This window comes from Streptomyces sp. NPDC019890 (genome assembly GCF_044903445.1).
Lineage (GTDB): Bacteria > Actinomycetota > Actinomycetes > Streptomycetales > Streptomycetaceae > Streptomyces.
In genome coordinates this window covers 229,700-251,805 of sequence record NZ_JBJDQK010000006.1, presented here as the reverse complement: position 1 = coordinate 251,805, position 22,106 = coordinate 229,700, and the positions used below count along the sequence as shown (strand labels likewise).

The 22,106-nt window shown below is 69.0% G+C and carries 24 protein-coding genes; 8 read left to right on the top strand and 16 right to left on the bottom strand.

Annotated elements, in window-relative coordinates; genetic code table 11:
* The first annotated feature begins 181 nt into the window (after nt 1-181).
* From ACI2LP_RS18805 to ACI2LP_RS18795, 3 genes are read left to right on the top strand one after another with little or no spacing between them, the layout of a single operon-like run.
* The gene (locus tag ACI2LP_RS18805; protein WP_404725599.1) at nt 182-1,402 is read left to right on the top strand and encodes a hypothetical protein; all 1,221 of its coding nucleotides are present in this window, start codon (nt 182-184) and stop codon (nt 1,400-1,402) included.
* Nucleotides 1,399-1,944, top strand: a complete 546-nt coding sequence (locus ACI2LP_RS18800) for a potassium channel family protein (protein ID WP_404725598.1) — start codon at nt 1,399-1,401, stop codon at nt 1,942-1,944. The genes ACI2LP_RS18805 and ACI2LP_RS18800 overlap by 4 nt, the downstream gene beginning before the upstream one ends.
* Entirely contained in the window at nt 1,941-3,323 is a 1,383-nt protein-coding gene (locus ACI2LP_RS18795) for a chloride channel protein (protein WP_404725597.1), read from the top strand. The genes ACI2LP_RS18800 and ACI2LP_RS18795 overlap by 4 nt, the downstream gene beginning before the upstream one ends.
* Before the next feature lie 2 nt (nt 3,324-3,325).
* On the opposite strand, the gene ACI2LP_RS18790 is transcribed toward ACI2LP_RS18795, so the two are convergent.
* The 3 genes from ACI2LP_RS18790 to ACI2LP_RS18780 are packed head-to-tail and all read right to left on the bottom strand — an operon-like array spanning nt 3,326 to nt 5,955.
* Nucleotides 3,326-5,146, bottom strand: coding sequence for a glycoside hydrolase family 15 protein (locus ACI2LP_RS18790; protein ID WP_404725596.1), 1,821 nt, complete (start codon nt 5,144-5,146; stop codon nt 3,326-3,328).
* Between the two features lie 39 nt (nt 5,147-5,185).
* Nucleotides 5,186-5,461, bottom strand: coding sequence for an SHOCT domain-containing protein (locus ACI2LP_RS18785; protein ID WP_404725595.1), 276 nt, complete (start codon nt 5,459-5,461; stop codon nt 5,186-5,188).
* Nucleotides 5,462-5,502: 41 nt separating this feature from the next.
* Entirely contained in the window at nt 5,503-5,955 is a 453-nt protein-coding gene (locus ACI2LP_RS18780) for a DUF6325 family protein (RefSeq protein ID WP_404725594.1), read from the bottom strand.
* Nucleotides 5,956-6,232: 277 nt separating this feature from the next.
* On the opposite strand from ACI2LP_RS18780, the gene ACI2LP_RS18775 reads away from it, so the two are divergent.
* The 4 genes from ACI2LP_RS18775 to ACI2LP_RS18760 are packed head-to-tail and all read left to right on the top strand — an operon-like array spanning nt 6,233 to nt 9,804.
* Nucleotides 6,233-6,874 (top strand): GAP family protein, encoded by a 642-nt coding sequence (locus ACI2LP_RS18775; protein WP_404725593.1) that lies wholly within the window; start codon nt 6,233-6,235, stop codon nt 6,872-6,874.
* 53 nt (nt 6,875-6,927) lie between these two features.
* The gene (locus tag ACI2LP_RS18770) at nt 6,928-7,845 is read left to right on the top strand and encodes a YhjD/YihY/BrkB family envelope integrity protein (protein WP_404725592.1); all 918 of its coding nucleotides are present in this window, start codon (nt 6,928-6,930) and stop codon (nt 7,843-7,845) included.
* Nucleotides 7,846-8,841 (top strand): type I pantothenate kinase, encoded by a 996-nt coding sequence (coaA, locus tag ACI2LP_RS18765; protein ID WP_404725591.1) that lies wholly within the window; start codon nt 7,846-7,848, stop codon nt 8,839-8,841. It abuts the gene before it with no gap.
* 12 nt (nt 8,842-8,853) lie between these two features.
* Nucleotides 8,854-9,804: a DUF389 domain-containing protein gene (locus ACI2LP_RS18760; protein ID WP_404725590.1), complete on the top strand. Its 951-nt coding sequence runs from the start codon at nt 8,854-8,856 to the stop codon at nt 9,802-9,804.
* 120 nt (nt 9,805-9,924) lie between these two features.
* On the opposite strand, the gene glmM is transcribed toward ACI2LP_RS18760, so the two are convergent.
* The 5 genes from glmM to ACI2LP_RS18735 all read right to left on the bottom strand — a co-directional run bounded on the left by glmM (nt 9,925) and on the right by ACI2LP_RS18735 (nt 15,967).
* Nucleotides 9,925-11,283 (bottom strand): phosphoglucosamine mutase, encoded by a 1,359-nt coding sequence (gene glmM, locus ACI2LP_RS18755; protein WP_404725589.1) that lies wholly within the window; start codon nt 11,281-11,283, stop codon nt 9,925-9,927.
* Between the two features lie 141 nt (nt 11,284-11,424).
* The gene (gene rpsI / locus ACI2LP_RS18750) at nt 11,425-11,943 is read right to left on the bottom strand and encodes a 30S ribosomal protein S9 (RefSeq protein ID WP_404725588.1); all 519 of its coding nucleotides are present in this window, start codon (nt 11,941-11,943) and stop codon (nt 11,425-11,427) included.
* Between the two features lie 41 nt (nt 11,944-11,984).
* On the bottom strand, nt 11,985-12,428 hold the full coding sequence (rplM, locus tag ACI2LP_RS18745) for a 50S ribosomal protein L13 (RefSeq protein ID WP_142214189.1): 444 nt from the start codon (nt 12,426-12,428) through the stop codon (nt 11,985-11,987).
* A 253-nt stretch (nt 12,429-12,681) separates the two neighbouring features.
* Nucleotides 12,682-14,238: a protein kinase gene (locus tag ACI2LP_RS18740; protein ID WP_404725587.1), complete on the bottom strand. Its 1,557-nt coding sequence runs from the start codon at nt 14,236-14,238 to the stop codon at nt 12,682-12,684.
* Between the two features lie 109 nt (nt 14,239-14,347).
* The gene (locus ACI2LP_RS18735; RefSeq protein WP_404725586.1) at nt 14,348-15,967 is read right to left on the bottom strand and encodes an ABC-F family ATP-binding cassette domain-containing protein; all 1,620 of its coding nucleotides are present in this window, start codon (nt 15,965-15,967) and stop codon (nt 14,348-14,350) included.
* A gap of 55 nt (nt 15,968-16,022) precedes the next feature.
* On the opposite strand from ACI2LP_RS18735, the gene ACI2LP_RS18730 reads away from it, so the two are divergent.
* Entirely contained in the window at nt 16,023-16,985 is a 963-nt protein-coding gene (locus ACI2LP_RS18730) for a hypothetical protein (protein ID WP_404725585.1), read from the top strand.
* Here the strand turns inward: ACI2LP_RS18730 and truA are convergent.
* The 8 genes from truA to map all read right to left on the bottom strand — a co-directional run bounded on the left by truA (nt 16,956) and on the right by map (nt 22,095).
* Nucleotides 16,956-17,825 carry a tRNA pseudouridine(38-40) synthase TruA gene (gene truA / locus ACI2LP_RS18725; protein ID WP_404725584.1) on the bottom strand — a complete coding sequence of 290 codons (870 nt, stop codon included), beginning with the start codon at nt 17,823-17,825 and terminating at the stop codon, nt 16,956-16,958. The genes ACI2LP_RS18730 and truA overlap by 30 nt on opposite strands.
* 73 nt (nt 17,826-17,898) lie before the next feature.
* Nucleotides 17,899-18,396, bottom strand: coding sequence for a 50S ribosomal protein L17 (gene rplQ / locus ACI2LP_RS18720; RefSeq protein ID WP_360878860.1), 498 nt, complete (start codon nt 18,394-18,396; stop codon nt 17,899-17,901).
* Between the two features lie 132 nt (nt 18,397-18,528).
* Complete coding sequence (locus ACI2LP_RS18715; protein ID WP_003956430.1) at nt 18,529-19,551, bottom strand: DNA-directed RNA polymerase subunit alpha; 1,023 nt, start codon at nt 19,549-19,551, stop codon at nt 18,529-18,531.
* Nucleotides 19,552-19,660: 109 nt separating this feature from the next.
* Nucleotides 19,661-20,065, bottom strand: coding sequence for a 30S ribosomal protein S11 (gene rpsK, locus ACI2LP_RS18710; protein ID WP_006376016.1), 405 nt, complete (start codon nt 20,063-20,065; stop codon nt 19,661-19,663).
* Nucleotides 20,066-20,130: 65 nt separating this feature from the next.
* Nucleotides 20,131-20,511 carry a 30S ribosomal protein S13 gene (gene rpsM / locus ACI2LP_RS18705; RefSeq protein ID WP_360878855.1) on the bottom strand — a complete coding sequence of 127 codons (381 nt, stop codon included), beginning with the start codon at nt 20,509-20,511 and terminating at the stop codon, nt 20,131-20,133.
* Nucleotides 20,512-20,705: 194 nt separating this feature from the next.
* Nucleotides 20,706-20,819 (bottom strand): 50S ribosomal protein L36, encoded by a 114-nt coding sequence (gene rpmJ, locus ACI2LP_RS18700; RefSeq protein WP_003956441.1) that lies wholly within the window; start codon nt 20,817-20,819, stop codon nt 20,706-20,708.
* A gap of 59 nt (nt 20,820-20,878) precedes the next feature.
* Nucleotides 20,879-21,100 (bottom strand): translation initiation factor IF-1, encoded by a 222-nt coding sequence (gene infA / locus ACI2LP_RS18695; protein WP_003956442.1) that lies wholly within the window; start codon nt 21,098-21,100, stop codon nt 20,879-20,881.
* Between the two features lie 158 nt (nt 21,101-21,258).
* A complete protein-coding gene (gene map, locus ACI2LP_RS18690; protein ID WP_404725583.1) occupies nt 21,259-22,095 on the bottom strand; it encodes a type I methionyl aminopeptidase in 837 nt (278 codons plus the stop codon).
* Nucleotides 22,096-22,106: the final 11 nt, after the last annotated feature.

Here is a 22,106-nt window from a genome sequence, read left to right as displayed (position 1 = left end):
TCAAGGACCGGAGGTCCCCGCATCATCGAGCGGGCGGCCGGGCGACGCAGCCCCCGAAGGACCGTCACGCGCGAAAGCCGGTGCCCAGCCACCCTCCAGTGATCAGGCAACGTTGGACGAACTGCGGCGCCGTGTTGCGGAGCTGGAGGGCGGAAAGCGGCACCGACACCGTGTCCGGTCGGTGCTCTCCGCCGTACTGGTCATCCTGGCTGCGCTCCTGTCCATCCTCTCGGTCGTCGCCGTATGGGTGAACAGCATCGTGGGAGACACCGACCGCTACGTCGCCACCGTCGCCCCACTGGCGAAGGATCCAGACGTGCAGACGGCTGTCACCAACCGGGCCACCAACGCGATCCTGGCCCAGATCGACGTAGATGCCCTGGTCGCCCAACTGTCCGCGGCAGCAGCCCAGAAAGGCGTGCCTCCCAAGGCTGCCGATCTGATCAACAATCTGAGCGGACCGATCGAGAGCGGCTTGAAGGAACTGATCAGCAGCACGGTCCGCAAGGTCGTCTCCAGCAGCGCGTTCGAGACCCTGTGGGTCGACGCGAACCGGGTCGCTCACAGCGCCCTGGACAAGGCGCTGACCGGTAAGGGCGGCGGCGCGGTCGCCCTGAAGAACAACCAGGTCTCCGTCGATTTGGGCCCCATTGTGGCCAAGGCCAAGGACGAGCTGGTCAAAGCCGGTTTCGCGCCTGCCGCGAACATCCCCGAGGTGCATACGAACTTTGTCGTGTACTCCTCGGACGACCTCGGCAAGATCAAGACATACATGCGGATCCTGCAGATCCTCGGTACCTGGCTGCCGGTGGTGACGGTGATCATCGCCGCCGCCGCGGTGTTCCTGTCGGCCCACCGTCGCCGCATCCTCATCGCGACGGCGCTCTCGATCGCCTTCGCCATGCTGCTGCTCGGCGTAGCCCTCGCCGTCTTCAAGAACATCTATCTCGACCGGCTGCCGCCGAGCGTGTACCAGCCCGCGGCGTCCGCCGTCTTCGACGATCTCGTCAGATTCCTGCGCTCCTCGGTGCGTGCCGTGGCCGCGGTGGCGTTGGTGACCGCCATCGGCGCCTTCCTCATCGGGCCCTCCCGAGCCGCGGTCACGGTGCGACGCGCCGGAGCCGACGGGATCGGCTCCGTACGAGGTGCCACCGAATCGGCCGGACTGCGGCTCGGCCCGGTGGGGCGCTTCGTCCACCGCTACAAGCGCTGGATCGGCGGAGCCATCCTGCTGGCCGCGGTGCTGGTCCTGGTCACCTGGTCCTACCCGACCACGCAGGTGGTGCTGTGGATTGCGCTCGTCGTACTGGCTGCCTTCGCAATCCGTGAGTTCCTGGACGACGCCGGAACACCGGACAAAGCGGAGCGGAGCGGCGCCGACGCGCCACCGAAACCGTCGTGAGCGCGGATGAGGGCGACGCGCCCAGCCGGCGGCAGAAGCGCCGCATCCTGCTCGTTCCGCTGCTGCGCTCGACGGCCGTCGTTGCTTTGCTCACGACGCTCTACTATCTCGCTCCTCTGGACCGCACGGTCGGCCTCTCTACGGCGGTGGGGCTGGCCGCGGGGCTGTTGGCGTTCGGGGCTCTGATCACCTGGCAGACGATGGCCATCATCCGTGCCGAACATCCGCGGCTGCGGGCCATGGAGGCCCTGGCCACGGCTGTGCCCTTGTTCCTGCTGCTGTTCTCGGCGACGTACTACCTCATCGCCAAAGAGCGGCCGTCGTCCTTCTCCCAACACTTGAGCCGCACCGACGCGCTGTATTTCACAGTCACGGTCTTCGCCACCGTCGGCTTCGGCGACATCGTGGCCACGTCGCAAACCACCCGGGTGCTGGCCACCGTGCAGATGATCGTCGACCTGATCCTGGTGGGCGTGATCGCCAAGCTCATCTTCGGAGCGGTTCAGCTCGGGCTGGAACGGCGGAAAGGACGTGTTCCATGACGGAGCCGAGCGCTCGACCGGCCGCATCCGAAGGCGTGACGCAGCCACCGGCGGCCGACCGGCTGCGGGACATGCTGCGCACTCCCGGCTACCTCAAGGCGCTGGTCTTCGCCGCCCTGATGGGTGTTCCGATCTCTCTCGCGGCCTTCTGGTTCCTCGTCGCCCTGCATGAACTCGAGGACGCGGTGTGGGCAGATCTGCCGCAGGCTCTGGGTTGGGACACCCCGCCGTGGTGGTGGCCGCTGCCGCTGCTCCCGGTGGCCGGAGTCGTCGTGGGGCTGGTCGTCACCCATCTGCCCGGCGCGGGCGGCCACATCCCCGCGTCCGGTCTGCACGCCGGAGGAGCCACGGCGAAGGCGCTGCCCGGCGTGATCATCGCGGCGGTGGCGAGCCTCCCGCTCGGCGCGACGCTGGGACCGGAGGCACCCTTGATCGCCCTGGGCGGTGGGTTGGCCATGCTCTTCAGGGATCTCACCCGCGCCCCGGCCACTCCCCGCAGCACCGCCCTGCTGGGCGCGGCCGGCTCCGCGGCTGCCATCGCGGCCATCTTCGGCAACCCGCTCGTCGCCGCGGTGCTCCTCATAGAGGTGGTGGGAGTGGGCGGGCCGCAGCTGTTCGCCATCATGCTCCCGGCGCTGCTGTCGAGCGGCTTGGGAGCCCTGGTGTTCACCGGGTTCGGGCGCTGGACCGGTCTGGACACGGGCAGCCTCAGGCTGAAACTCCCGGAGCCGCCCTCGCGGCTGGACACCGGAGACGTGGTGTGGTCGATCCTGATGGCCGTGGCCGTCGGCGTACTGCTGCACCTGGTGTTCGCCGGAGGACGGCTGACCGTGACATTCGTGGCAGCGCACACCTTCCGCAGGACAGTTGTCTGCGCGGCGGCTGCCGGGTGCTGCGCCGCGCTGTACGCGCTCATCACCGACCGCTCACCGGCCGACGTCGCTTCGTCCGGGCAGGCCACGCTGGCGACCATGGCTTCCGATCCCCATGCCTGGGGCATCGGTGCCCTGCTGGCCGTAGTGTTCTTCAAAGCCGCCGCCTACTCGGTCTGTCTGGGCAGCCTCCGAGGCGGTCCTATTTTTCCCGCTCTCTTCCTGGGCGGGGCGGTGGGGGTGTTGCTGTCACCCCTGCCCGGCCTGGGCGTGGTACCCGGCGTGGCCGCCGGCATGGCGGCAGCCGCCGCCAGCGCCCTGCGGCTGCCGGTGAGCAGCGCGGTTCTCGTGGTTCTGCTGCTGGGAAACTCCGCCACCATTCCCGTGGTGATCCTCGCGGCCGTGGTCGCCTTCGTGACGACCGAGCTGCTGCCCCCCGGGCCGTCGCTCCCGCCGCCGACGCCGCAGCCCCGGAAAGGGGGCGCTGACGCGGCCACTGGGACCTGACCTCAGCGGCTCTGTGCCCGGTCGAGGGCTTCGTCGAGAGTGCTGGCGGCCATGATGAGGGAGAGATGGGTGAACGCCTGCGGGAAGTTTCCGAGTTGCTCACCGCTGGGGCCGATCTCCTCGGCGAACAGGCCCACGTGGTTGGCATACGTGTGCATCTTCTCGAACGCGTAGCGCGCCTGAGGGAGCCGCCCGGCCCTGGCCAGCGCGTCGACGTAGAGAAACGTGCAGAGGCTGAACGTGCCCTCCGAGCCGCGCAGTCCGTCTGGAGAAGCCGTTGGATCGTAGCGGTAGACAAGGCTGTCCGAGACGAGCTTGCGGTCGACGGCGTCGAGCGTGGACAGCCAGCCGGGGCTCTTGGCGGCCAGGAACCGGACCCGTGGAATGAGCAGCAGGGAGGCGTCCATGACGTCGCCGTCGTAGTGCTGGACGAGGGCCTGCTCCTTGTCGCTCCACCCACGTTCCATCACCTGGTCGAGGATGGTGTCCCGTGCGGCGGTCCACAGAGCGGTGTTGGCGGGCCGGCTGAACTCCTGTGCCAGACGCAGTCCGCGGTCGAAGGCGACCCAGCACATCACCCGGCTGTAGGTGAAGTCCTTGCGGCCGCCCCGGGTTTCCCAGATGCCCTCGTCCGGGCGGTCCCAGGATTCGGCAAGCCAGTCGAGCGTCGCGGCGAGCCCCTTCCAGCCGTGGTATCCGGTCCCGACTCCCACCTCGTGGCCTTCGGCCAGGGCGTAGAGCGCCTCGCCGTAGATGTCGAGCTGGAGTTGATCCATGGCGGCGTTCCCGGCCCGTACCGGGGAGGAGCCGCGGTATCCCTCGAAGTGATCGAGGATCTCCTCCGGGATGTCCGGATCCCCGTCGACCCGGTACATGATCTGCAGACGTTCGCCCGGAGAGTCCGCGCGATCGCGCATCCGGTCGCCGAGCCAGCGTGTGAACCGGGCCACCTCGTCGACGAATCCGAGGTCCAGCAACGCCCGCACCGACAACGAACCGTCGCGCACCCAGGTGTAGCGGTAGTCCCAGTTGCGCTCGCCCCCGATCTGTTCGGGAAGACCCATGGTCGCGGCGGCGACCGGAGCACCCGTGGGAGCGTAGGTGAGAAGCTTCAGGGTGATCGCGGAACGATTGACCATGTCCAGCCACCGGCCGCGGTACCGGGAACTGCGCAGCCAGTCCTGCCAGAAGTAGCCCACGGCGAAGAGCTGATCGGAGAGCCCCTCCACCGTGGGGGAAGGAGGCCGCTCACCGTCCGGGTCACAGACAGTGAACTCGGCTGCGGCCGACTCGCCCGCGTTGAGTGTGACCTCGCCCCGCACGTCCAGCCCGTCACGTTCCAGCGGGAAGGTGGCCCAGAGGTATCCGGTCTGCTTCGGCGCCCGGAACGCCGCGCCCTCCGGGCGCAGTTCGAGGTCATGAGTGGCCCGCCCGTAGTCGAACCGCGGTCTGCACTCCAGAGAGAACCGCACCCTGCCGCGTACGCACCGTACGACGCGCACCAGCGTGTGCCGGTCCGTCGGCGTAAGCACCTGGTTCGGCGGCATGCAGTCGATGACCTCGCCGACGCCCTCGGGCGACATGAACCGGGTCACCAGGACTGCCGTGTCGGGGAAATAGAGCTGTTTGCAGACCGCGTTGCCGTCGTCCGGAGCGAAGAGGAAATATCCGCCGCGGTCATGGTCGAGCAGAGCGGCGAAAACACTTGGTGAATCGAACCGGGGTGCCGCGAACCAGTTGATGACGCCGCGGGAGGAGACCAGAGCGGCCGTCTGCAGGTCACCGATCAGACCATGGTCGGCGATGGGAGGATATCGGTCCATGGGAACTCCGATCGGGACCCCGACGAAACGGGCATGCGCTCAGGAGTTGAGGATCTCGCTCTTCTGGGCCTCGAACTCGGCTTCAGTGAGAACACCCTGCGCCTTGAGATCTCCGAGTTCCTTCAATTGGGCAATTTTGCTTTCCATCGAGGGTGCGGGCGGGGGTGGCGGCGCGGCCGGCTGCTGTGCGGCGGCCTGCTGGCTGTCCTGTTCGGCCCATCGGCCGGCCTGCCGTCGCGACACACGGTTGGAGACCGCGGTCGCCGTACCGGCGACGACGGCGGTGCGGGCGACCCCGCGCAGTAGTCCAGGCATGTGCTGTGTCCTTGTCTCGTGAGCAGCCGCTGACGGCTTCCTCAGGAATCGGACTGGGCCTCGGCGGCTTCGAGTGAGGCCAAGATGGCCTGAACCGGAATCCGTCCGCCGGCGACCAACTGGGCGCCGCCGCGCCGCAGGGCGGACGCGAGAGGCGCAGCCCAGAGGTTCTCGTACACAATGATCCCCGCGGAGCTTCCGGGCTCGAGCACGGCGGACGCGTCCTGAATGTCGTCGTCACCGAGCAGACCCGAGGAGGCACCCTCGAAGACGGTCAGGTCGAGTTCACCGTCGCCGTCGATGTCCGCGATTTCCAGCCCGGTGACCGAGCCGTCGGTTTCCTTTCTGACAAAGCTGAGATCGAGAATCCTGATAATTCCGCGCTCGACCAGGTCGACGAGCAGCGGCAGGCCCTCACCGGTCATTCGGTTCCCGGGAAACTCGACGACCATATAGTCGACAGGGCCCATTTCGTAAAGTTCGTCGGCGCTCATACGGGCTCCTCGCACGGTTCGGCTCGACGGGGCTCATCCGCGGAGGAACCCTTCCGGACTGCCGGGCGGCTTTCACACCACCGAACCCATTGCAACACCGCACGGAACTCCGTGCACCTCGGGTCGGGCCTCGCGACCCTGACGAGAACGGCCACAGAGGTCATCCCAATGGGCGCCCACCTTTCGCATTTCCACCGGCTTCGTGTCTCGCTGGATTCGGCGGACGAATGGACGCGGCCGCCGAAGAACCGGCCCCTGGAGGAGTGAGCACGCCGAGATGACTCTCGACCTCGTCCTCATCGGCCTGGCGATCACCCTCGAACCGTTTCCGGTCATGGCATTCATCCTGGTGCTGTCCGCGGAGAAGGGCGTTCGCAAGGGCCTTGTCTTCATCCTCGCCTGGCTCGCATGCCTGGTTCTGGTGATCGCCTGTGTGCTGCTCTTCACCGGCGGGACGCCGCCCAAGGCGAACTCCGCCCCCTCCACGGGGGCACTCGCCGTCAAGCTGGCCATCGGCGTCGGGCTGATCGGCTACGGCGTGCACAAGCGCCGCAGCACCAACCGCCCCCGACGTGCCCCCGCATGGCAGGCGAAGGCGCATGAGGTCTCTCCGTGGGCGGCGGCCGGCCTCGCAGTCCTCCTCCAGCCCTGGGGGCTCGTCGCCGCGGGCGCCGCGACCGTGATGAAGGCGGATCTCTCGCACACCGCCTCGTGGCTGGTGCTGATGCTGTACTGCCTCCTGGCCACCTCCAGCCTGCTGGTGATGGAGTTGTACGCGACATTCCGGCCCCGCGCGGCCACGGCGAGACTCCAGTCACTGCGTACCTGGATGACGGACCACCAGGAGCAGGCCGTCGTCACGTTGTCCCTGCTAGTGGGCTTCTGGCTGGCCGGCCGGAGCATCTCCCAACTTGTCTGACGGCCCCGCACACCCGGGCGGGCCGGCGAACACCGAGCGCAGAGGAGGCGAGGATGGCGCGGTGGCGAGCGTGGTCCCACTCCCTGGACGCCCGTCTGCGTATGCGGCTCGCCGAGGCTCATGCGCGCTTCCCCGTCATCGCTCGCCTCATCTCGCGGATGCACGCCGTCAACATCCTGGACGCCGCGACCCGGCTGGCGGCCCAGTCGTTCCTGACCGCGATCCCGCTGCTCTTCCTGGTCGCCTCCTTCGCCCCGAGCTCGGTGCGCAATCAGCTCGTCAGCTCCCTACGTACGGTCTTCGGCCTCACCGGAGCCGTGAACGCACAGCTCGATCAGCTTCTCCAGTCGCACACGGGTGGCGTGCGCGACACCATCGGCGTGGTGGGCGCTCTCATGGTGCTCATCTCGGCGACAGCCGTCAGCCGGGCGCTGCAGCGGCTCTGCCGACGTGCGTTCGCTGTGCCCAAGACGGCCTCCAAGGTCGCCCCCTGGCGGTGGCTGGTCTGGATCGCCGTCTGGATGCTTGCCCTTGTGGTGCAAGGGCCCCTGCGCAACGGCTTCGGCGCCGGGCTCTGGCTGGGCATCCCGGTGACCGCAATCAGTCTGACCGCCCTCTGGTGGTGGACTCAGCACCTGCTGCTGGGCGGTCGGGTCCGCTGGCTGCCGCTGCTGCCCGGCGCGATTCTCACGGCGGCGGCGTTGACGGCCCTGTCGGTCAGCGCCCGGATCTACATGCCGCGGGCGCTCAACCGCAGCATGGCGGACTACGGATCGCTGGGGTCGGTGTTCACCATGCTCTCGTGGCTGATCGTGGTCTGCGCCGCGATCGCGGTCGCCATCACGGTCGGCGCGGTCCTCGCGCAGGAGCCGTGGCCGGCCCGTTACCTCGGGCCGGTCCTGGAGGAGGGCCCATCTCCGCGTGACCGAGCACACCATCCAGAACCGCCGCCCAGCCCCGACAATGTGTAGGTGATCTCTTCGCCGCCACGAAGCGCCCACCGCCGGGCCGAGCCTGCGTCGACTCCTTACGTCGACCTCACCCGCGCGGAGTGGAGCGCCCTGCGTGAAAAGACCCCGCTCCCCCTCACTGCCGATGAGGTCGAGCAGCTGCGCGGTCTCGGTGATGTCATCGACCTGGACGAGGTACGGGACGTCTACCTCCCGCTCTCCCGGCTGCTCAATCTGTACGTACAGGCCACGGCCGGTCTGCGCGGCGCGCTGAACACCTTCCTGGGCGACGCCGGGAACGGCCACGGCGAGCAGCGCGGCACCCCCTTCGTCATAGGCGTCGCGGGCTCCGTCGCGGTCGGCAAGTCCACCGTCGCCCGACTGCTCCAGGCCCTGCTCGCCCGCTGGCCCGAGCACCCGCGCGTCGAGCTGGTCACCACGGACGGGTTCCTGCTCCCCATGAAGGAGCTCAGGGACCGCGGCCTGATGTCCAGGAAGGGCTTCCCCGAGTCGTACGACCGGCGCGCCCTGACCCGCTTCGTCGCCGACATCAAGGCCGGCAAGGACGAGGTCACCGCCCCCGTCTACTCCCACCTGATCTACGACATCGTGCCCGGCGAGCGCCTGACCGTCGCCCGCCCCGACATCCTGATCGTCGAGGGGCTCAACGTCCTGCAGCCCGCGCTGCCGGGCAAGGACGGCCGCACCCGGGTGGGTCTGGCGGACTACTTCGACTTCAGCGTGTACGTCGACGCCCGCCCCGAGGACATCGAGCGCTGGTACCTCAACCGCTTCCGCAAGCTGCGTGAGACGGCCTTCCAGAACCCCTTCTCGTACTTCAGGAAGTACACCCAGGTCTCCGAGGAGGAGGCCCTGGACTACGCCCGTACGATGTGGCGCACCATCAACAAGCCCAATCTGCTGGAGAACGTGGCCCCGACCCGCGGCCGTGCCACGCTGGTGCTGCGCAAGGGCCCCGACCACAAGGTGCAGCGCCTGTCCCTGCGCAAACTCTGAGGAGCCGCCCGCGTGCTGCATCTGCGCCTGATCACCCCGGCCGACCGCACCGGAGAGGCCGTGCGGCTGATCGAGCGGACCGTCGGCACGACGCATCTCGCCCTCGTTCCCGGTGCCGCGCTCAATCCCCCGGGCGACCTGGTGATGTGCGACGTGGCCCGGGAGGCGGGCGACGAGCTGATCGGCGCTCTGCGGGCGCTCGGCATCGACGAGACCGGCTCGATCGCCGTCGAGAACATCGACCTGTCGCTCTCCCGGCGCGCCGACAAGGCGGAGGAGGAGGCCCCGGGCGAGGGCGCGGACGCGGTGCTGTGGGAGCACCTGACGGACGCGACCCACGAGGAGTCGACGCTCTCCGTCACGTACATCGCCTTTCTGACGCTGGCGACGATGATCGCGGCGTGCGGCGTGGTGCTCGACAACGCGATCCTGATCGTGGGCGCGATGGCGGTGGGCCCGGAGTTCGGCCCGCTGGCGGGTGTCTGCACAGCGCTGGTGCAGCGCGCCCCGCGGCTGGCGTGGCGCTCGTTCCAGGCGCTTGTTGTCGGCTTCGCCGCGGCCATGCTGGTCACGGTGGCCTTCAGCTACTTCATGGACGGGGTGGGCCTCTTCGAGTCGTCGCAGCTGGCGGCCGAGCGCCCGAACACCAACTTCATCTACCGCCCCGACTGGTTCTCCTTCGTCGTCGCCGTGCTGGCCGGGGCGGCGGGGACGCTCTCGCTGACCTCGGCGAAGTCGGGCGCGCTGGTGGGCGTGGCGATCTCGGTGACGACGGTTCCGGCGGCGGCGAACGCGGCGGTGGCCTTCAGCTACCAGGAGTACAAGCAGGCATGGGGCTCGACGGAGCAGCTGCTGCTGAATCTGCTGGGCATCGTGCTGGCGGGCACGCTGACGCTGCTGGCGCAGAAGTACCTGTGGGCGAGGCAGCGGGCGCGTACGGCGGCGAAGACGACGCTGCTCTGACGCCGGGCGGGGGGCAGGCAAAAGCGCCCGGCCCGAACCGTCATGGTCCGCAGAACCGGGCGCAGAGCAAAGCACGGCGGGGGCGCCCTAGTCCACCAGGGCGCCCCCGCCGATTCCGTATCAGCCGAGCGCGGACTTCACCGCGTCCGCCAGCCGGCCGGCCACCGAGCGGGCCTGCTCGATGTCGGCGGCCTCGACCATGACGCGTACCAGCGGCTCGGTACCCGACGGACGCAGCAGGACGCGACCTGTCGCACCCAGCTCGCGCTCCGCCTCGGCGACCGCACCCGCCAGCTCCGTAGAGGTGTTCACCCGCGCCTTGTCCACGTCCGGCACATTGATGAGCACCTGCGGCAGCCGGTCCATGACTCCGGCGAGGTCGGCCAGCGAGCGGCCCGTCGCGGCCACCCGGGCCGCCAGCATCAGTCCGGTGAGCGTGCCGTCGCCGGTCGTGGCGTGGTCGAGCACGATGACGTGCCCGGACTGCTCGCCACCCAGTGCGTAGTCCTCGGCCTTCATCGACTCCAGGACGTACCGGTCGCCGACCGCGGTCTGCACCAGCTGTACGCCCTCGCGCTCCATCGCCAGCTTGAAGCCGAGGTTGGACATCACGGTGGCGACGACGGTGTCCCCGCGCAGGGTCCCGGCCTCACGCATGGCCAGCGCCAGCACGGCGAGGATCTGGTCGCCGTCGACCTCGTTGCCCGCGCCGTCCACGGCGAGGCAGCGGTCGGCGTCGCCGTCGTGCGCGATGCCGAGGTCCGCGCCGTGCTCGACGACCGCGGCCTTCAGCAGGCCGAGGTGCGTGGAGCCGCAGCCGTCGTTGATGTTGAGGCCGTCCGGGTCCGCGCCGATGGTGATCACCTCGGCGCCCGCCCGCGCGAATGCCTCGGGGGAGACGCGCGATGCCGCACCGTGCGCCTCGTCCAGGACGACCTTGAGCCCGTCGATCCGGTTCGGCAGCACGGAGAGCAGATGGGCCACGTACTTGTCGAAGCCCGCGTCGTAGTCGGACACGCGGCCCACGCCCGAACCGGTCGGCCGGTCCCAGGGAGCACCGGTGCGGTGCTCCTCGTACACGGCCTCGATCCTGTCCTCGAGCTCGTCGGCGAGCTTGTGACCGCCGCGCGCGAAGAACTTGATGCCGTTGTCGGGCATGGCGTTGTGGCTCGCGGAGAGCATCACGCCCAGGTCGGCGCCGAGGTCGCCGGTGAGATACGCCACCGCGGGTGTCGGCAGTACGCCGACGCGCAGCACGTCCACGCCCGCACTTGCGAGACCCGCCACGACGGCGGCCTCCAGAAACTCTCCCGACGCACGCGGATCACGTCCGACCACGGCGGTCGGCCGATGCCCCTCAAAGGTCCCCGCCTCGGCGAGCACATGCGCCGCAGCGACCGAAAGGCCGAGCGCGAGCTCCGCCGTCAGATCCGCATTGGCGACACCGCGCACGCCGTCCGTGCCGAAGAGTCGTCCCACAGCTGTCCTCCGAAAATGCTCCGAAAATGCAAGCCCCCGAGCGCCGTAGCCCGTTATACGCCCGGGGTGGTCCATAAACGAACGCCCCGGCAGCACGGAGTGCCGCCGGGGCGAACGAAAGCCGTACAGGCCAGCGAGCGATTAGCGCTTGCTGTACTGCGGGGCCTTGCGGGCCTTCTTCAGACCGGCCTTCTTGCGCTCGACCGCACGGTCGTCGCGGCTCAGGAAGCCGGCCTTCTTCAGCGGGGCGCGGTTGTTGTCCACGTCCGCCTCGTTCAGGGCGCGGGCCACGCCGAGGCGCAGGGCGCCGGCCTGGCCGGAGACGCCGCCACCCGAGATGCGGGCGATGACGTCGTAGCGGTTGTCGAGCTCGAGCACCTTGAAGGGCTCGTTGACTTCCTGCTGGTGCACCTTGTTGGGGAAGTAGTCCTCAAGGGTGCGACCGTTGATCTTCCACTTGCCGGTGCCCGGAACGATCCGGACGCGGGCAATGGCGTTCTTGCGACGGCCCAGGCCGGCAGCCGGCTGCGGGTCGCCGAAGCGGGAAGCCAGGGACTCGGAGGTGTACTCACCCTCGACGGGGGTCTCCGACTCGAAGGTGGTGACCTCCGCGTAGGTCTCTTCGCCCTCGACGGGGGTCTCAACAGTGGTCTCGGCCACGATGCTCCTCAGATTCTTTTCGTCTTAGGGGGTGGCCGGACTTACTGCGCGACCTGGGTGATCTCGAACGGGACCGGCTGCTGAGCAGCGTGCGGGTGGTTCTCGCCCGCGTAGACCTTCAGCTTCGAGAGCATCTGACGGCCCAGGGTGTTCTTGGGGAGCATGCCCTTGACGGCCTTCTCGATGGCCTTCTCGGGGCTCTTCGCGAGCAGCTCGTCATAGCGGACGGAACGCAGACCACCCGGGTAGCCGGAGTGGCGGTACGCCATCTTCTGGGTCCGCTTGTTGCCGGACAGGTGCACCTTCTCGGCGTTGATGATGATGACGAAGTCACCAGCGTCAACGTGCGGCGCGTAGATCGGCTTGTGCTTGCCCCGGAGAAGGGTTGCGGCGGTGGTCGCCAGACGGCCCAGGACAATGTCCTGCGCGTCGATGATGTGCCACTGGCGCGTCACATCGCCGGGCTTGGGGCTGTACGTACGCACGGTCGTAGCCTTCGCTTCTTCAGTGAGTGGGTATCCCCCGGGCCGCAAGGCTCGGAGGAACAGGTCCTGACTAGGCCACCCGGACGATCACGACAGCCTTGGCGGCGCTACGGGGACGCAACCCGAGTGCCTGCCGCTGGTCATCGGCCCGGTGGACCGGCGTAAGGGCCCCTCACGTGAGATAGAGCAAGCCAATACGCATAACGAACCAGAAGAATACCCGCGCTCCCCCGGTCGGGTCAAAACGCCGCCGTCACGGGGCACCCAGCACCTTGGCCAGAAACTGGGCCTCGTTGCGCTCGAGGCCGACGGCGATCGGCGCGCTCCCGCCCGTCAGCCGCTCCATGATCTGCGGGCTGGCCAGCAGCCGGTCGTCACCCTGGACGAACGCCAGATGGTTGTGCGGCTCGGCCCGGCCCGCGACGTTCCCGGTCAGCTCGGCGAACTTCGTCCTGTCGGCATCCTCGAAGGTGACCATGACGGCCCAGCCCTTCGCCCCCGGCCCCGTGTCCTCGAAGGCAGTCACCTTCTTGAACTTGTTGACGGTCATCCCGGGAGCCGTCGACACGACGACACAGGTCTGCGTGTCGTACGAGGTGAAGCCCCGCCCGTCAGGCACGGGCGTCTGCGTCGGGAGCAGCCGCGTGTCCGATCCGGTCGTGCACGAGCCCCGGAACTCGCTCTCCACTTCCAGGATGCGCACGGGCTTGTCCGGCACACCCGCGGCCGCCGCCCCGTCGCCCTCCCAGGGCCGTATCACCAGGAGCACCGCGAGCCCAGCCACCGCGAGCACCGTCCCGCCGCCCGCCCACCACAGTCTTGTACGCCGTACGGGAGCTTGCGCCGCCAGCCGTGAGGTCGGCCGCGGCAGGGGCACCGCATCCGTCGCCGCGTCCGGCTGCACCCGCCGCCGGGCGTCCTCCACCGCGCGGGTCCGCCGCTCCCGGTGCCCTGCGATGGCCTCGATCCACGCCGGGTTCAGCCAGTCCTCGCCGCCGCGGGCGTCCGGCCGCTCCCCGAGCCGGGACGCGCACAGCGCCAGGATCTCGGCGGGAGCGGGCCGCTCCGCCGGGTCCAGCGCCAGACAGGGCAGGACCAGCGCGTCCAGCTCCGGCGGCAGCCCGGAAGTGTCGAGCTCGCCCGTCGCGGCACGCACCAGCTGCTCCATCGCGGAGCCCGCGCCCCCCTCGCGGTACGGCGCCCGGCCCACCGCGAGAAAGAAGAGTGTCGCCCCCAGCGAGAAGACGTCCGAGGCCGCGGTGGTGGGCTCGCCCCGGGCCTGCTCGGGCGCGGCGTACGCGACCGTCCCGAGCGCCGCCTGCGTACGGGTCACATCACCGGCCTGCGAAATGCCGAAGTCGATCACCCGCGGGCCTTCGACCGGGAGCAGCACGTTCGACGGCTTCACGTCCCGGTGCACCAGACCGGCCGCGTGGATGGACACCAGGGCCTCGGCCATACCGGCGGCCACCCAGTGCAGGGCGCTCGGCCCGAGCGGCCCGCAGCCTTCGACCAGATCCCTCAGCGAGGGCGCGGGGATGTACTCGGTCGCCATCCACGGCACCGCGGCATGCGCGTCTGCCTCGACGACGCTCGCGGTGTACACGCCCCGGACGCGCTGCGCCAGCACCACCTCGCGCGCGAACCGCCGCCGGTCGTCCGTGCCGTCGGTGAGCAGTGTCTTGACGGCGACCGTGCGACCGCCGGGGGAGCGGGCGAGATAGATCCGCCCCATGCCGCCGCTGGCCAGTTCGGCCAACACCGTGAACGGCCCGAAACTGCTGTGCCCCACCGGGAGCGCATCCGCCACCCCGTCACCCTGCATACCCGCCCCCCGGGTCCGCCCCACCCGACAACGGGCGCCACTCTAACGGCGGTTGGACCCTGCACTCCAGAGCATTCCAAAGACACCCCCTACGTCACCGCGCCCGTTCCACCCGTCGCTCGTCCCACACCGGCTCCGTCGACTCCCGTACGACCCCGTCCGAGCCGAAGACCAGGTACCGGTCGAACGACTTCGCGAACCACCTGTCGTGCGTGACCGCCAGCACCGTCCCCTCGTACGTCTCCAAGCCCTCCTGCAACGCCTCCGCCGACTCCAGGTCCAGGTTGTCCGTCGGCTCGTCGAGGAGCAGCGCGGTCGTCCCCGCCAGTTCGAGCAGCAGGATCTGGAACCGCGCCTGCTGGCCGCCCGAGAGCTTCTCGAAGCGCTGGTCCCCCTGCCGCTCCAGCTCGTACCGCCGCAGGACCGACATCGCCCCGCCCCGGTCCTTGGCGTGCTCCGTCCACAGAATGTCCACCAGCGTCCGCCCCAGCAGCTCCGGATGCGCATGCGTCTGCGCGAAGTGCCCGGGCACCACCCGCGCCCCCAGCTTCCACTCCCCCTTGTGCGCCACCGGCTCCCCGGCCAGCAGCCGCAGGAAGTGCGACTTCCCGGACCCGTTCGAGCCGAGGACGGCGACCCGCTCCCCGTAGAAGATCTCCAACGAGAACGGCTTCATCAGGCCGGTCAGCTCAAGCCCCGCACAGGTCAGCGCGCGCACCCCGGTCCGCCCGCCGCGCAGCCGCATCCGGATCTCCTGCTCCCGCGGCGGCTCCGGCGGCGGCCCCGCCTCCTCGAACTTCTTGAAGCGGGTCTGCATCGCCCGGTACCGCGACGCCATGTCCGGGCTGATCGCCGCCTGCTGCCGCAGCCGCAGCACCAGCGCCTTCAGCCGCGCATGCTCCTCGTCCCAGCGCCGCTTCAGCTCCTCGAAGCGCGCGAACCGCTCCTTGCGCGCCTCGTGATACGTACCGAAGCCGCCGCCGTGCACCCACACGTCCGACCCCGCCGGACTCGGCTCCACACTCACGATCCGCTCCGCGGCCCGCGCCAGCAGCTCCCGGTCGTGCGAGACGAAGAGCACCGTCTTACGGGTCTCCTTCAGCCGCTCCTCCAGCCACCGCTTGCCCGGCACGTCCAGATAGTTGTCCGGCTCGTCGAGGAGCAGCACCTCGTCAGGACCCCGCAGCAGCGCCTCCAGCACCAGCCGTTTCTGCTCGCCCCCACTCAGGGTGCGCACCAGCCGCCACTGCGCGCTCTCGTACGGAACGCCCAGCGCGGCCATCGTGCACATGTCCCAGACGGTCTCGGCCTCGTACCCCCGCGCCTCCGCCCAGTCGCTCAGCGCCTGCGCGTACTTCATCTGCGCGGCCTCGTCGTCGACCGTCATGATCAGGTGCTCCGCGGCGTCCACCTCGGCGGCGGCCTCGCGGATCCGCGGCTGCGCCACCGACACCAGCAGATCCCGGACGGTCCGCTCGTCCCGCACCGATCCGACGAACTGCGGCATCACACCGAGCCCGCCGCTCGCCGACACCGCACCGCCGTGCGGCTGCAGCTCCCCCGCCATCAGCCGCAGCAGCGTCGTCTTGCCGGCGCCGTTCGCGCCGACCAGGGCGACCACCGCGCCCTCCCCGACCCGGAAGGAGGCGTCACCGAGGAGCACCCGCCCGTCCGGTAGGTAGTACTCCAGATGCGCTGCCTCGAGATGTCCCATGCTCCGATTCTCGCCGTCGTCATCCCCTCGCCCCAACAGGTTTAGGATGCGCGGCATGAGCTTTGGGCAGGGGGGACCTCAGTGGGGGTCCGGTGGACAGAACCAGGACCCGTACGGAGGTCAAGACCCGTACGGGCGACAGGACCGGTACAACTTCGGGCAGAACGACCCGGATCCGTTCGGCCTGCGCGGCTCGGCGGCGGCCGACAACACACCGGACTGGGCCGCGCTCGCCGACGCCTCAGCGACCCGTGCCCGCCGCAGGCGGTGGCTGCTGATAGGCGGCGGCGCAGTCGCGACCGCCGTGATCGCCGGCGTCGTGGCGACCGGGATCGTCTCCTCCAACAGTGACGAGGACAACCGCTCCTCGGGCAAGAACGCCAGCGAGCTCCCCGCGGCGCCCGACCTGCCCAGCGACACGACCCAGCCCGAGCCGTCCTTCTCCTCGGTCGCCCCGCTGCCCCCGCCGAACCCGAAGGACTTCATCTCCGACGAGAAGAAGGACACGGCGCCACTCAGTGCGGAGTCCCTCTTCCCGGGCAAGAAGCTGACGATGGGCGACCGGGTGTACGCCAAGGGCGCCACCGCCCGCACCGGCACCTGCCCCTCCGCCACGCAGGGCGCTCTCGGCTCGATCCTCGAGAGCAACGGCTGCGACCAGGTCTTCCGCGCCACCTACAGCAAGGACGGCATCGCGGTCACCATCGGCGTCGCCGTCTTCGGCACCGAGGCGGAGGCCAAGAAGGCGGCCCAGCAGGCGAAGGGCAATGTCGCCCCGCTCCCCGGCGCCGGCGTCCCCAGCTTCTGCAAGGGCGGCCCGGTCTGCCGGTTCACCGCCAACTCCTACGGCCGCTACGCCTACTTCACCGCCACCGGCTACACCAAGGCCAAGTCAGTCACCTCGGGCGACTCCAAGGCCTTCCAGACGGGCGACGACCTCGCGGAGTTCACCTTCCGTCAGATCGTGCGCCGCGGCGAGGCCCAGGCCTCAGCAGCAGCCGCCAACCCCGCCGGCTGACCCCGGCAGCGAACGCCTGTTGCGGGCCTCCCGGTTCCGGGCGGCCAGCAACTCGTCGGCGGGATAACCGACTTCCTCCAGCGTCAGGCCGTGCGGCCGCACCACATGGACGGCCGAGTCCCGCACCCCGGCGGCCAGCACCTTGCCCGGCCAGTCCACCGGGCGGTGCCCGTCTCCCACGAACAGCAGCGCGCCCACCAGCGAGCGCACCATGTTGTGGCAGAAGGCATCGGCCTTCACGGTCGCCGTGATGATCCCGGCCGCGTCCCGCTCCCACCGAAGCTGCTGCAGCGTACGAATGGTCGTGGCGCCCTCGCGCTTCTTGCAGTACGCCGCGAAGTCGTGCTCCCCCACCAGCTTCTCGGCGGCGGCGTTCATGGCTTCGACGTCCAACGGCCAGTCGTGCCAGAGCACATGGCCGCGCAGCAGCGGATCGACGCCCGCGGGGTGGTCGGTCACCCGGTACGCATACCGCCGCCAGATCGCCGAGAAGCGCGCGTTGAACCCGGCCGGGGCCTCGGCGACCCGCCAGATCCGGACATCGCGCGAGAGCCGACCGGCCAGCCGCTTCAGCAGCTTCTCCCGGTGCTCGGACCAGACGCTCAGGGGCAGATCGACGTGCGCGACCTGCCCGCGGGCGTGGACCCCGGCATCGGTACGTCCGGCGACGGTCAGCTCGTACGTCTGCGAGGAGCGCGTGACCGTACGCAGCGCGTCCTCGATCTCCCCCTGGACCGTCCGCTGCCCGCGGGCCTGCTTGGCCCAGCCGGAGAAGTCAGCCCCGTCGTACGACAGGTCCAGCCGCACCCGTACACATCCGGGCTCCACCTCATCGCTCACGCGACAGATCCTCTCAATGCGGAAGGGCCCGCTCCCGTGAGGGAGCGGACCCGTCCATCAGCCGTCAGAACGCTCAGGCGTCCTTGGACTCGGCGGCCTCGTCGGCCGGCGCGGCGTCCTCGACAACCTCGGCCTCGGCGGCCTTGGTCTCGGACTCCTTGACCGCGCGCTTGGTCGCGGCCTCGGCCTCGGCGACGGTCGCCTTCTTGGCGATCTCACCCTCGACCAGCTCGATCACAGCCATCGGGGCGTTGTCGCCACGACGGTTGCCGATCTTGGTGATGCGGGTGTAGCCACCCGGGCGCTCGGCGTAGCGCGGGGCGATCTCGGTGAAGAGGGTGTGCACGACGCCCTTGTCCGTGATCGTCTGCAGCACCAGGCGACGGTTGTGGATGTCGCCCTTCTTCGCCTTGGTGATCAGGCGCTCGGCGACCGGACGCAGGCGGCGGGCCTTGGCCTCGGTCGTGGTGATGCGGCCGTGCTCGAACAGCGACTTCGCAAGGTTCGCGAGAAGCAGACGCTCGTGCGCGGCGCTGCCGCCGAAACGGGCTCCCTTGGTGGGACGCGGCATGGTGTTTCTCCTTGTGATCTGCACCGGCCGTATCAGGTACCGATGTCAGTTACCGGCGGGCGGCCGCCCACCGGAAGTGTGTGGATCAGGCCCGTCCGGCGGTTGAGAGCAGGGCCGCCGGACGGGTTCCGATCAGTACTGCTCGGTCTCGACGAAACCGGCGTCCGCGTCGTCGTCGGCGCCGAAGGCGTCGGCGGCGGCGGTCGGGTCGAATCCGGGCGGGCTGTCCTTCAGGGCCAGGCCCATGCCGGCCAGCTTCGCCTTGACCTCGTCGATCGACTTCGCACCGAAGTTGCGGATGTCGAGCAGGTCGGCCTCGGAGCGGGCCACGAGCTCACCCACGGAGTGGATGCCCTCGCGCTTGAGGCAGTTGTACGAACGAACGGTGAGCTCGAGCTCCTCGATCGGCAGCGCCAGGTCGGCAGCGAGCGCGGCGTCCGTCGGGGACGGACCCATGTCGATGCCCTCGGCGTCGATGTTGAGCTCGCGCGCCAGACCGAACAGCTCGACCAGGGTCTTACCGGCCGACGCCATGGCGTCACGGGGACGCATGGCCTGCTTGGTCTCGACGTCGACGATCAGCTTGTCGAAGTCGGTGCGCTGCTCGACACGGGTCGCCTCGACCTTGTACGTGACCTTGAGCACCGGCGAGTAGATGGAGTCGACCGGGATCCGGCCGATCTCCTGGCCCACCTGCTTGTTCTGCACGGCGGAGACATAGCCGCGACCGCGCTCGACGGTCAGCTCCATCTCCAGCTTGCCCTTGCCGTTCAGCGTCGCGAGAACGAGGTCCGGGTTGTGGACCTCGACGCCGGCCGGCGGGGCGATGTCGGCAGCGGTGACCAGACCCGGACCCTGCTTGCGCAGGTACATCACGACCGGCTCGTCGTGCTCCGAGGAGACGACCAGCTGCTTGATGTTCAGGATGAGGTCGGTGACGTCCTCCTTGACGCCCGGCACGGTGGTGAACTCGTGCAGGACACCGTCGATACGGATGGACGTGACCGCCGCACCCGGAATCGAGGAGAGGAGCGTACGGCGGAGCGAGTTGCCGAGGGTGTAGCCGAAGCCCGGCTCCAGCGGCTCGATCACGAACCGGGAGCGGTATTCGTCGACGACCTCTTCGGTCAGCGAAGGACGCTGAGCGATAAGCATGAGAAATGCCTCCAGTCTTGGCACCCACTATTTGATGCCAACGGAACAAGGGTACGGGCGGTACGGCACCGAAGCGCCATACCGCCCGCAAAGTCCTACCCGCGAGGGGTCAGACGCGGCGACGCTTCGGGGGGCGGCAGCCGTTGTGCGGGGTGGGGGTGACGTCCTGGATCGAACCGACCTCGAGGCCCGTGGCCTGGAGGGAGCGGATCGCGGTCTCACGGCCGGAGCCGGGACCCTTGACGAAGACGTCGACCTTGCGCATGCCGTGCTCCTGCGCGCGGCGGGCGGCCGACTCGGCGGCCATCTGCGCGGCGAAGGGGGTGGACTTGCGCGAGCCCTTGAAGCCGACGTGGCCGGCGGAGGCCCAGGAGATCACGTTGCCCGCGGGGTCCGTGATCGAGACGATCGTGTTGTTGAACGTGCTCTTGATGTGGGCGTGCCCGTGAGCGACGTTCTTCTTTTCCTTGCGGCGCACCTTCTTGGCAGCGCCCTGACGACCCTTGGGGGGCATCTATTACTCCTACGGGAGGTGGTCGGTCCTACAGCGAAGACCGCTGATGAGCGTCCGGCTGAGGACTACTTCTTGCCCGGCTTCTTCTTACCGGCGATCGCGCGACGCGGGCCCTTGCGGGTACGAGCGTTCGTGCTGGTGCGCTGACCGTGGACCGGCAGGCCACGGCGGTGCCGCAGACCCTGGTAGCAGCCGATCTCGATCTTGCGGCGAATGTCGGCCTGGACCTCACGGCGAAGGTCACCCTCGGTGCGGAGGTTGGCGTCCACGTACTCGCGGATCTTGACCAGGTCCTCTTCGGGGAGGTCACGAACGCGGGTGTTCGGGTTCACGCCCGTCTCGGAGAGGATCTCCTTCGACCGGGTGCGCCCGATACCGAAGACGTAGGTGAGTGCGATCTCCACACGCTTTTCGCGCGGGATGTCAACACCGGAAACGCGTGCCATTCAATGGCTCCTGTGTGTTTCGGGGGTCTTCCGCAGAACCACTCCCGACCGCCGACCGCCTCGAGTGAGGCGGTGGTACGTCCGGGTCCCCGGCCCCCGCCGGAGGTGCCGCCGACCCTTTACGGGCTGGGCGGATTCTGCGTATGTACTTGCTTGGATACGTCGCGCGAAGATCTGCGAATGCAGGTCGTGCGTCAGCCCTGGCGCTGCTTGTGGCGCAGGTTGTCGCAGATGACCATGACCCGGCCGTGACGGCGGATCACCTTGCACTTGTCGCAGATCTTCTTGACGCTCGGCTTGACCTTCATGGGATGTGAGGTTCTCCGGGTCAGTGCCGGCACCCCACGCGATGGGGTGACGACAAGATCTACTTGTACCGGTAGACGATCCGTCCGCGCGTCAGGTCGTACGGAGAGAGCTCCACGACAACCCGGTCGTCCGGGAGGATACGGATGTAGTGCATCCGCATCTTGCCGGAGATGTGCGCGAGGACTTTGTGACCGTTCTGGAGTTCCACCTTGAACATGGCGTTCGGGAGGGACTCGATCACGGTGCCCTCAATTTCGATGGCACCTTGCTTCTTGGCCACGCTTCGCCCTTCGAATCGGCTACCTTGATCGGCTCACACAACCGCATGCAGACACACGGGTACACGAGAGCCGACGCATCAGTCTACGTCAGGCCACTCGAAAAGACGAATCCGGCAAGTTTGCCCATCCGGAGAGATCCTTAAGCGGCCGGACGCGCTCAACTCAAGGGGTCGGGGGCCGCCGTGATCCCGTACTCCGCCAGCTTCGCCCTGCCGCAGTCCGGTGCCGTGAGGACCAGCGGGCCCTGCTCGGTCAGGGCGACGGAGTGCTCCCAGTGCGAGGACCACGTGCCGTCCGTCGTGATGACCGTCCAGTCGTCGGCCAGCACCTCGGTGTGCGGGGTGCCCAGGCTCACCATCGGCTCGATCGCCAGGCAGAAGCCGGGGACCAGCTTCGGGCCCTTGCCGCGCTTGCGCGAGACATAGTTCAGCAGGTGCGGGTCCATGTGCATCTCGGTGCCGATGCCGTGGCCCCCGTACTCCTCGATGATCCCGTACCGGCCACCGCCCGGCTTCGGCTGGCGGCGGATGTACGTCTCGATCGCGCGCGAGACGTCCACGAGCCGGTTGCCGTTCTTCATCGCCGCGATGCCCGCCCACATCGACTCCTCGGTCACCCGCGAGAGCTCGATGAGCTCCGGAGCGTGACCGCTGCCGACGAAGACGGTGTAGGCCGCGTCACCGTGCCAGCCGTCGACGATCGCGCCGGCGTCGACGGAGATGATGTCGCCGTCCTTGAGGACGGTCTTCTCGTCCGGGATGCCGTGCACGACGACCTCGTTCACCGAGGTGCAGATCGTCGCGGGAAAGCCGCCGTACCCGAGGAAGTTCGACTTCGCACCGTGGTCGGCGATCACCTTGCGGGCGACCTCGTCCAGATCTCTGGTGGTGGCACCGGGCACGGCCGCTTCACGCGTCGCCGCATGGATCGCGGCAACGACCAGCCCCGCCTCGCGCATCTTCGCGATCTGCTCCGGGGTCTTGATCTGCACCATGTGCTTGCCTT